Origin of the sequence: Neisseria sicca VK64 (genome assembly GCF_000260655.1) — a bacterium.
In the GTDB taxonomy this organism is placed as follows: domain Bacteria; phylum Pseudomonadota; class Gammaproteobacteria; order Burkholderiales; family Neisseriaceae; genus Neisseria; species Neisseria sicca_B.
On the sequence record NZ_AJMT01000208.1, the window covers coordinates 1 to 9,863 of the forward strand.

At 54.7% G+C, this 9,863-nt stretch carries 7 protein-coding genes; 3 read left to right on the plus strand and 4 right to left on the minus strand.

The window, feature by feature from the left end:
* The 3 genes from HMPREF1051_RS12400 to leuS form a co-directional block, all read right to left on the minus strand.
* Positions 1-496, minus strand: a 496-nt coding sequence (locus HMPREF1051_RS12400; RefSeq protein WP_003769245.1) for a DNA-methyltransferase, incomplete at its 3' end; no start/stop codon positions are given.
* Positions 489-1,301: a DNA adenine methylase gene (locus HMPREF1051_RS12405; protein WP_003769241.1), complete on the minus strand. Its 813-nt coding sequence runs from the start codon at positions 1,299-1,301 to the stop codon at positions 489-491. The genes HMPREF1051_RS12400 and HMPREF1051_RS12405, both read right to left, overlap by 8 nt.
* 178 nt (positions 1,302-1,479) lie before the next feature.
* Positions 1,480-4,110 (minus strand): leucine--tRNA ligase, encoded by a 2,631-nt coding sequence (gene leuS / locus HMPREF1051_RS12410; protein ID WP_003769246.1) that lies wholly within the window; start codon positions 4,108-4,110, stop codon positions 1,480-1,482.
* A 200-nt stretch (positions 4,111-4,310) separates the two neighbouring features.
* On the opposite strand from leuS, the gene dnaJ reads away from it, so the two are divergent.
* Both dnaJ and HMPREF1051_RS12420 read left to right on the plus strand, forming a co-directional pair.
* Positions 4,311-5,447 carry a molecular chaperone DnaJ gene (dnaJ, locus tag HMPREF1051_RS12415; protein WP_003769239.1) on the plus strand — a complete coding sequence of 379 codons (1,137 nt, stop codon included), beginning with the start codon at positions 4,311-4,313 and terminating at the stop codon, positions 5,445-5,447.
* 130 nt (positions 5,448-5,577) lie between these two features.
* Positions 5,578-7,593 (plus strand): prolyl oligopeptidase family serine peptidase, encoded by a 2,016-nt coding sequence (locus HMPREF1051_RS12420; protein WP_003769242.1) that lies wholly within the window; start codon positions 5,578-5,580, stop codon positions 7,591-7,593.
* Positions 7,594-7,706: 113 nt separating this feature from the next.
* Here the strand turns inward: HMPREF1051_RS12420 and HMPREF1051_RS12425 are convergent, their stop codons facing one another.
* Positions 7,707-8,384, minus strand: a complete 678-nt coding sequence (locus HMPREF1051_RS12425) for a hypothetical protein (RefSeq protein ID WP_003769244.1) — start codon at positions 8,382-8,384, stop codon at positions 7,707-7,709.
* Positions 8,385-8,619: 235 nt separating this feature from the next.
* On the opposite strand from HMPREF1051_RS12425, the gene HMPREF1051_RS12430 reads away from it, so the two are divergent.
* A complete protein-coding gene (locus HMPREF1051_RS12430; RefSeq protein WP_003769247.1) occupies positions 8,620-9,591 on the plus strand; it encodes a siderophore ABC transporter substrate-binding protein in 972 nt (323 codons plus the stop codon).
* Positions 9,592-9,863 lie beyond the last annotated feature (272 nt).

Consider the following 9,863-nt stretch of genomic DNA (forward strand, 5'->3'; position numbering starts at 1 on the left):
TTTTCTTTGCCCATAAGATTGTTTCTGTTGAATGGGTAAAGAAACGACAGGACAAATTAGGGGGAGGATTGGGTTTTTCCCAAGTAATATTGTTCAAAATATGGTAGCCGATGGTTTGCATCAGGTAGCCGATTAAATAGATATTATGGAATGTGCCGCAAACCCAAATTGTGCCGTTTGGTTTTAATAAGGCGTAACACAGTCGGAGCCATTCTTCGTAGAATTCCAAATCTGCCGCCATTCCTTTGGATTTATCCCAGTTGCCCTTATTGACGGAAACCATTTGTCCGTTTTGACAACTGAAGCCGTTATTGGAAAGAAAATAAGGTGGGTCTGCGAAAATCATATCAAAACAGCCGTTTGGATGTTTTTCCAATATCTTCCGCATGACGTTAAGGGAATTTTCGTTGTAGAGGACAAGATCGTCTGAAACGATTTTTTTCAACCGGTTTTGATAAATGGCGGCTTCTTCAGCCAGTTTGTCGAAATCACTCATAAATTGCCAGCAATTCTCCAACCTTCTTACGGCTGCTGCCCTTTGCAGCGATATTGCGTTGTACTTCAACTGTTTTCAGAATGGCAGAAGAATAAATATCCCTTGTGAATTCAGTATCATGATTTGAAATCAAAACACCTTGAGAGTTAGGTGCAATTTGTTGGGCTGACTGGGAAAGGCGGATTTGATCGTCCAAATTGAAACCTTCTTTGGCATAAGTGGTAAATGAAGCGGTTGGGCTTAAAGGCGCATAAGGAGGATCACAATAAACAGTATCCGTATTGTCTGCCAGAGATAGGGTCGTCTGAAAATCTCCGCACATTAATTCAACTCTGTCAGATTTTTGAATGAAACCTTCCATTTCTTGTTGGGGAAAGTAAGGCGATTTGTAGCGTCCGAACGGCACATTGAATGCCCCTTTGCTGTTGTAGCGGCATAAACCGTTAAAAGCATGGCGGTTCAGATAGATAAATAGAGCGGAACGTTCGTGCAGATTTTTGCTAGAGTTGAATTGTTCCCGCAATTCATAAAATTTTGAATCGCTATTGTTTTCGGAAGTAAAGAAAGAGCGGACATAGTCGATGAATCCGGATTTTTCTTCTTTTAGGATACGGAATAAGCCGATTACGTCAGCGTTAATATCATTGAGCAGATAATGTTCGAAATCCAATGCAAGAGACAAAGCGGCAGAACCGCAAAAGGGTTCAATTAGACGTTTTCGTGCAGAAGAAGGGAGGTTGTGTTCGATAAAGGGGACAAGTTTATGTTTGCCACCTGCCCATTTTAGGAAGGGTTTTGAAGCCATTAGGATGCAGAGTATAAGCGTGGTTGATTGGCTTGGAATTGTGCCAAAACATCGTGAGGAATACAATGGATTGTTAGACTTATCAACCCAATCTACCTTAAAAAGGTCGTCTGAAAACCCTGTTTCCAAGTTTTCAGACGACCTTATCTTAATTGCAGCGGTCAATGCCGAATCGGCTTTACACCACGATATTCACCAGTCTGCCCGGTACGACGATGATTTTCTTGGCAGGTTTGCCTTCCATGAATTTCACCGCGCCTTCGGTGGCGAGGGCGGCGGCTTCGAGGTCGGCTTTGGAGGCGTCGGCGGCGACGGTGATTTTGCCGCGCAGTTTGCCGTTGACTTGAACCATGACTTCGATTTCGGATTTGACCAAGGCGGCTTCATCGACTGTCGGCCAGCCTGCTTCCCACAGTTTCGCGCCGTTCAATTCGCTCCACAGGGTTTCGCAGATGTGCGGCACGATGGGCCACAGCAGGCGTACGGCGGTTTCCAATACTTCTTGGGCGACGGCGCGGCCTTGTTCGCCGCCGGTGTCGGTTTTGTCGTATTGGTTGAGCAGTTCCATCACGGCGGCGATGGCGGTGTTGAACTGCTGGCGGCGACCGTAGTCGTCGCTGACTTTGGCGATGGTGGCGTGCAGTTTGTGGCGCAGGTCTTTGAGTTCTTTAGATAAACCGTCTTGGTTGCCTGTGAACGCTTTGACTGCTTCGCCTTGCTTCAGGTATTCGTAAACGGTACGCCACAGACGACGCAGGAAGCGGTGCGCGCCTTCGACGCCGCTGTCGCTCCATTCGAGGGACTGTTCGGGCGGTGCGGCGAACATCATGAACAGGCGGGCGGTGTCCGCGCCGTAGGCGTTAATCAGTTCTTGCGGATCGACGCCGTTGTTTTTGGACTTGGACATTTTTTCCGTGCCGCTGATGACGACGGGCAGGCCGTCGGCTTTCAGAACGGCGGAAACGGGGCGGCCTTTGTCGTCGAAAGTCAGTTCGACATCGGCGGGGTTGATCCAGTCTTTACTGCCGTTGGCGTTTTCGCGGTAGTAGGTTTCGCAGACGACCATGCCTTGCGTGAGCAGGCGTTCAAACGGTTCGTCCACGCTGACTAAACCTTCGTCGCGCATCAGTTTGGTGAAGAAGCGCGCGTACAAGAGGTGCAAAATCGCGTGTTCGATGCCGCCGATGTATTGGTCGACCGCGCCCCAGTATTTTGCGGCTTCAGCCGATACCATGCCTTCTGCGAACTTGGGCGACATGTAGCGGAAGAAATACCAGCTCGATTCCATGAAGGTGTCCATGGTGTCGGTTTCGCGTTTTGCCGCGCCGCCGCAGCATGGGCAGGTGGTTTCGTAAAACTCGGGCATTTTTGCCAAAGGCGAACCCATGCCGTCGGGTACGACGTTTTCGGGTAAAACGACGGGCAGTTGGTCGGCTGGGACGGGTACGTCGCCGCATGTTTCGCAATGGACGATGGGAATCGGGCAGCCCCAGTAGCGTTGGCGCGAAATACCCCAGTCGCGCAGGCGGTATTGGGTTTTCGGTTCGCCTGCGTTTTGGCTTTGCAGCTTGGCGGCGATGGCGTCGAAGGCCGTCTGAAAATTCATGCCGTCCAAGTCGCCGCTGTTGACCAATACGCCGTTTTCTTTGTCGGCATACCATTCTTGCCATTGGTTTGCGTCGAATGCGTTGTCGCCGACGGCAATCACTTGTTTTTTAGGCAGGTTGTATTTGGTGGCGAACTCGAAATCGCGTTCGTCGTGTGCCGGAACAGCCATCACCGCGCCGTCGCCGTAGCCCCACAATACATAGTTGGCAATCCACACTTCCAGCTTGTCGCCGTTGAGCGGGTTGACGACGTAGCGGCCGGTCGGCACGCCTTTTTTCTCCATCGTCGCCATATCGGCTTCGGCAACCGAGCCGGCTTTGCATTCGGCGATAAACTCTTGCAATTCGGGTTTGTCGGCGGCTGCGGCGGTTGCCAGCGGATGCTCGGCGGCAACGGCAACATAAGTCGCGCCCATCAGCGTGTCGGGACGGGTGGTATAAACTTGCAGGAATTTCGCGTAATCGCCTTCCAAGCCTTGTTTGCTGTCGTCTGAAACGGCGAAGCGCACGGTCATACCGCGTGATTTACCGATCCAGTTGCGTTGCATGGTTTTGACTTGTTCCGGCCAGTGTTCCAGCTTGTCCAAATCGTTGAGCAGCTCTTCGGCGTAATCCGTGATTTTGAAGTAATACATCGGGATTTCGCGTTTTTCGATCAATGCACCCGAACGCCAGCCGCGCCCGTCGATGACTTGCTCGTTGGCAAGGACGGTTTGGTCGACGGGGTCCCAGTTCACCGTGCCGTTTTTACGATAGACGATGCCTTTTTCAAACAGCTTGGTAAACAGCCATTGTTCCCAGCGGTAGTATTCGGGTTTGCAGGTGGCAACTTCGCGCTCCCAGTCAATCGCAAAACCCAGGCTTTTGAGCTGGGTTTTCATGTATTCGATGTTGTCGTACGTCCAAGCGGCGGGGGCGACGTTGTTTTTCATCGCCGCGTTTTCCGCCGGCATGCCGAACGCGTCCCAACCCATAGGCTGCATGACGTTGAAGCCGTTTAAGCGTTTGAAGCGGCTCAACACGTCGCCGATGGTGTAGTTGCGCACATGCCCCATGTGCAGCTTGCCGCTGGGATAGGGGAACATGGAGAGGCAGTAGTATTTGGGTTTGGAAGCGTCTTCGGAGACGTTGAAAATACGGGCGTCGTCCCATTTTTTCTGCGCCGCAGGCTCGATGGCGGCGGGCTGGTAATGTTCTTGCATGGTCATTCTGTTTTTCGCTTGAAAACGTTAGGAAAAATAAAGGAGGGATTATAGCAGGTTGTCGTTAGGTCGGTTTGACAAAGGTCGTCTGAAAACAGAACGGTATTTTTCAGACGACCTTGTATTCAGACTCTTGAGTTTTCCCCACCCCACCCATATATCCGGTCTAGTTTTTACACATATCAACAACCATCACTATCATGAGCAACCAAGATTTTTATGCAACACTCGGCGTGGCGCGCGGTGCGAGCGACGACGAAATCAAAAAAGCCTACCGCAAGCTGGCGATGAAATACCATCCCGATCGCAATCCCGGCGACAAAGAGGCGGAAGAAAAATTTAAAGAAGTTCAAAAAGCCTACGACACCTTGTCCGACAAAGAAAAACGCGCCATGTACGACCAATACGGCCATGCCGCGTTCGAACAGGGCATGGGCGGCGGCGCGGGCGGATTCGGCGGTTTTGGTGGGTTCGGCGGTGCGCAGGGCTTCGACTTTTCCGACATCTTCAGCCAAATGTTCGGCGGAGGCGGGGGCGGCGGCCGTCAGCCAAACTATCAAGGCGCGGATTTGCAGGTCGGCGTGGAAATCACGTTGGAAGATGCCGCCAAAGGCATCAAAAAACGCATCAACATCCCGACTTACGAAGAATGCGATGTCTGCCACGGCAGCGGCGCAAAACCCGGTACGTCCGCATCGACTTGTTCGACCTGTCACGGTTCCGGTACGGTACACGTCCGCCAAGCCATTTTCCAAATGCAGCAAACCTGTCCGACCTGCCACGGCACAGGCAAAGAAATCAAAGACCCGTGCGTCAAATGTCGTGGCGAAGGCCGCACCAAAACCAGCAAAACCGTTGAAGTCAACATTCCCGCCGGCATCGATGACGGCCAACGCATCCGCTTGAGCGGCGAAGGCGAACCGGGTACACACGGCGCGCCCGCAGGCGATTTGTACGTCAACGTCCGCGTCAAAGAACACAAAATCTTCGAGCGCAACGGCTTGGATCTGCATTGCGAGCTGCCCATCAGCTTCGCTGTCGCAGCCTTGGGGGGCGAAGTCGAAGTTCCGACCTTGGACGGCAAAGTCAAACTGAACATCCCGAAAGAAACGCAAACCGGCCGCCGTATGCGCGTCAAAGGCAAAGGCATCAAATCCCTGCGCTCCAGCGCGACGGGCGATTTGTACTGCCACGTTGTGGTGGAAACTCCGGTCAACCTGACCGACCGCCAGAAAGAGTTGCTGGAAGAATTCGAAAAAATCTCCACCGGCCTCGACCGCAGCCAAACCCCGCGCAAAAAATCGTTCTGGGACAAAGTCGGCGAACTGTTTGACTGATTCGGATTTGAAAACAGTAAAAGGTCGTCTGAAAGCTGATATTGTCGGCTTTCAGACGACCTTTTCATCTGTCTGCAAGGCTTTCCCGCTATAATTCCCGCTTTCGCTATTTTCAGACGATCTCTTTTCTATGAAATCCTACCCCGATTCCTATCTCCATTTCGAAAACCTCGACGCCCCCGAAACGCAAAACTTCGCCGCTGAATCGCATGCCGAAACGCGCAAGCGTTTTTTGAACAACGATAAAGCGCGCGCGCTGTCGGACGGGATTTTGGCGCAGATGCAGGACACGCGGCAGATTCCGTTTTGTCAGGAACACCGCGCGCGGATGTACCATTTCCATCAGGATGCGGAATATCCGAAGGGCGTGTACCGCGTGTGTACGGCGGCGACTTACCGTTCGGGCTATCCCGAGTGGAAAATCCTGTTTTCGGTGGCGGATTTCGACGAGTTGCTCGGCGACGATGTGTATCTGGGCGGGGTGTCGCACTTGGTGGAGCAGCCCAACCGCGCGCTGTTGACTTTAAGCAAATCGGGCGGCGATACGGCTTATACGCTGGAAGTGGATTTGGAAGCGGGCGGGCTGGTCGAGGACGGCTTTCATTTTCCGGCGGGGAAAAACCATGTGTCGTGGCGCGATGAAAACAGCGTGTGGGTGTGTCCGGCCTGGGACGAGCGGCAGTTGACCGAATCGGGCTATCCGCGCGAGGTGTGGCTGGTGGAGCGCGGCAAGAGTTTTGAGGAAAGCCTGCCGGTTTACCAAATTGATAGAGGCGCGATGATGGTGAACGCGTGGCGTTACCTCGATCCGCAGGGTTCGCCGATTGATTTGATTGAAGCGTCGGACGGTTTTTACACCAAGACGTATTTGCAGGTGTCGTCCGAAGGCGAGGCGAAACCGTTGAACCTGCCCGCAGATTGCGACGTGGTCGGCTATCTGGCGGGGCATCTTTTGCTGACGCTGCGCAAGGACTGGAACCGCGCGAACCAAAGCTATCCGAGCGGCGCGCTGGTGGCGGTGAAGCTGAATCGGGGCGAACTCGGGGCGGCGCAGCTTTTGTTTGCGCCCGATGAAACGCAGGCATTGGAAAGCGTGGAAACGACCAAACGTTTTGTGGTGGCGAGCCTGCTGGAAAACGTACAGGGTCGTCTGAAAGCGTGGCGTTTTACTGATGGCAAATGGCAGGAAGCTGAGTTGCCGCGCCTGCCTTCGGGTGCGTTGGAAATGACCGACCAGCCTTGGGGCGGCGACGTGGTTTACCTTGCCGCCAGCGATTTCACCACGCCGCTGACGCTGTTTGCGCTGGATTTGAACGTGATGGAACTGACCGTCATGCGCCGCCAGCCGCAGCAGTTTGTTTCAGACGGCATCGAAGTGCGGCAGTTTTGGGCGGTTTCGTCCGACGGCGAACGCATCCCTTATTTCCATGTCGGCAAAAACGCCGCGCCTGACACGCCGACGCTGGTCTATGCCTACGGCGGCTTCGGCGTACCCGAGCTGCCGCATTATCTGGGCAGTATTGGCAAATACTGGCTGGAAGAGGGCAACGCCTTCGTGTTGGCAAACATACGCGGCGGCGGCGAGTTCGGTCCGCGCTGGCATCAGGCGGCGCAGGGAATCAGCAAACACAAAAGCGTTGATGATTTGCTTGCCGTCGTGCGCGATTTGTCCGAACGCGGCATGAGTTCGCCCAAACACATCGGGTTGCAGGGCGGCAGCAACGGCGGCCTGATTACCGCCGCCGCCTTCGTGCGCGAACCGCAAAGCATAGGCGCGCTGGTGTGTGAAGTGCCGCTGACCGACATGATCCGCTATCCGCTGCTCTCCGCCGGCGCAAGCTGGACGGACGAATACGGCAACCCGCAGAAATACGAAGTCTGTAAACGCTGGCTGGGCGAATTGTCGCCGTATCACAACCTTTCAGACGACGTGCCATACCCGCCCGCACTCATCACCACCAGCCTCAGCGACGACCGCGTCCATCCCGCCCACGCGCTCAAGTTCTACGCCAAACTGCGCGAAACCTCCGCGCAATCGTGGCTCTACGCCCCGGACGGCGGCGGCCATACCGGCAACGGTACGCAACGCGAATCCGCCGACGAACTCGCCTGCGTGTTGCTGTTTTTGAAAGAATTTTTGGGGTAAGGGCGGGTAGCGACACTGCTGCCGCGAATGAAAAAAGGTCGTCTGAAACTGCTTTTTCAGACGACCTTTTTTAATGGTTGTTTCAAATCAAAACATCTATGCCGCCGGCCCCATCAGCACTTCTTCGCATCCGAAGGCAAAAATCCGTAATGCCGCCTGAATGCTTCGTTGAACCGTCCCGCGTGGCGGTAGCCGCAAAAGTGCATGGCGGCTTCGTCGGCGAGCAGGCCGAAGCCGTCCGATTCGAACGGGCGTTGCAGCAGGGGGCAGGCCGCAGCCGTCAGTGCCGCCGCGTTTTGCGCCAGCCGTTGCAGGGCGAATCGTTCTATCGTTTGCGGCGAAAACAGGCGTTCGTCCAGCAAACCTTCGTCGTGCCAGCGGCGCAGTTTTTCCAGCGAAAAATCCAAATGCAACGCGCACATGCCGCCGTTATCGGGCAGCAGGGTTTCGGACACGTCCGCCAGTTCGCCGCGCACCAGCCAGATTTCGCCGGCAGACGGGCGGTATTCCCTGCCGCCCATTTGTAACCGGTTCTGCCCCGACACCATGATGAACAGGGCGCAGTTGTGGCTGAAATTGTGGATTTCGGTGGGAAACGCACCCGTTCCGCCGCCGCGCATCCGCGACAGGGTAATGCCCGAGTCGAAGCGGTTGATGCACATTTCCAGATGTAAACCGGGCTGTTTTGCCTGCGCCATGAGCGCGCTGTCGGAACAGCCGTCCAACGCCCAGCCGGATTTATCGGAGCGGACATAGGTTTGGTACTGGCGGTAGATGGCGGCGGTGTTCATGCTTGGATGGGAACGGGTTGTCTGATAAGTGGATTAAATAGGAATTATTGCCAATAATCAAGCGTAGGGATTGGTTGAAACGGGAAAGGTCGTCTGAAAGCGTGTTTCAGACGACCTTTCCCGTTTCGGGAATTTGTTTTGCCGTTTCGGGAATTTTGCGTTTTGCGGCGTGGTTTCTGCAGGTTGTTTGCTTAATAATAAAAATTCTTATTCGTATGCAAAGGAACCGCACACCGTGAAACCGCGTTTTTATTGGGCAGCCTGCGCCGTCCTACTAACTGCCTGTTCGCCCGAACCTGCCGCCGAAAAAACTGTATCCGCCGCATCCCAAGCCACATCTGCCACCACGCTGACCGTGCCGACCGCACGGGGCGATGCCGTTGTGCCGAAGAATCCCGAACGCGTCGCCGTGTACGACTGGGCGGCGTTGGATACGCTGACCGAATTGGGCGTGGACGTGGGCGCAACCACCGCACCGGTGCGCGTGGACTATTTGCAGCCTGCATTTGACAAGGCGGCAACGGTGGGGACGCTGTTCGAACCCGATTACGAAGCCCTGCACCGCTACAATCCGCAGCTTGTCATTACCGGCGGGCCGGGCGCGGAAGCGTATGAACAGTTGGCGAAAAACACGACCACCATAGACCTGACGGTGGACAACGGCAATATCCGCACCAGCGGCGAGAAGCAGATGGAAACCCTGGCGCGGATTTTCGGCAAGGAAGCGCGCGCGGCGGAATTGAAGGCGCAGATTGACGCGCTGTTCGCCCAAACGCGCGAAGCCGCCAAAGGCAAAGGGCGCGGACTGGTGCTGTCGGTTACGGGCAACAAGGTGTCCGCCTTCGGCACGCAGTCGCGGTTGGCCAGCTGGATACACGGCGACATCGGCCTGCCGCCCGTGGATGAATCTTTACGCAACGAGGGGCACGGACAGCCCGTTTCCTTCGAATACATCAAAGGGAAAAACCCCGACTGGATTTTCATCATCGACCGTACCGCCGCCATCGGGCAGGAAGGGCCGGCGGCCATCGAAGTGTTGGATAACGCGCTGGTACGCGACACGAATGCTTGGAAGCGCAAGCAAATCATCGTCATGCCTGCTGCCAACTATATCGTCGCGGGCGGCGCGCGGCAGTTGATACAGGCGGCAGAACAGTTGAAGGCGGCGTTTGAAAAGGCCGAACCCGTTGCGGCGGGGAAAGAGTAGGGGGCGTCTGAAAACGGAGCTTCCGAAGAAAGCGGAGTTTCTGCGAAGCTAAAACGCGGTTTCAACGAAGTGAGACCTTTGCAAAATTTCTTTTCCTCCAACAACCGAAACCCAAAAACAGGTTTTCGGCTGTTTTCTCCCCCAATCACTCCTAATTTTACCCAAATACCCCCTTAATCCTCCCCGGATACCTGATAATAAGGCATCCGGACCGCCTTTTAGGCGCAAACAGGCACACTTAGCCTGTTAGCTGCTTTCAACAGGTTCAAACA

Coding starts and splice junctions, on each gene's coding strand:
- HMPREF1051_RS12405 (WP_003769241.1), bottom strand. CDS start 1,301: ATGGCTTCAAAACCCTTCCTAAAATGGGCAGGTGGCAAACATAAACTT.
- leuS (WP_003769246.1), bottom strand. CDS start 4,110: ATGCAAGAACATTACCAGCCCGCCGCCATCGAGCCTGCGGCGCAGAAA.
- dnaJ (WP_003769239.1), top strand. CDS start 4,311: ATGAGCAACCAAGATTTTTATGCAACACTCGGCGTGGCGCGCGGTGCG.
- HMPREF1051_RS12420 (WP_003769242.1), top strand. CDS start 5,578: ATGAAATCCTACCCCGATTCCTATCTCCATTTCGAAAACCTCGACGCC.
- HMPREF1051_RS12425 (WP_003769244.1), bottom strand. CDS start 8,384: ATGAACACCGCCGCCATCTACCGCCAGTACCAAACCTATGTCCGCTCC.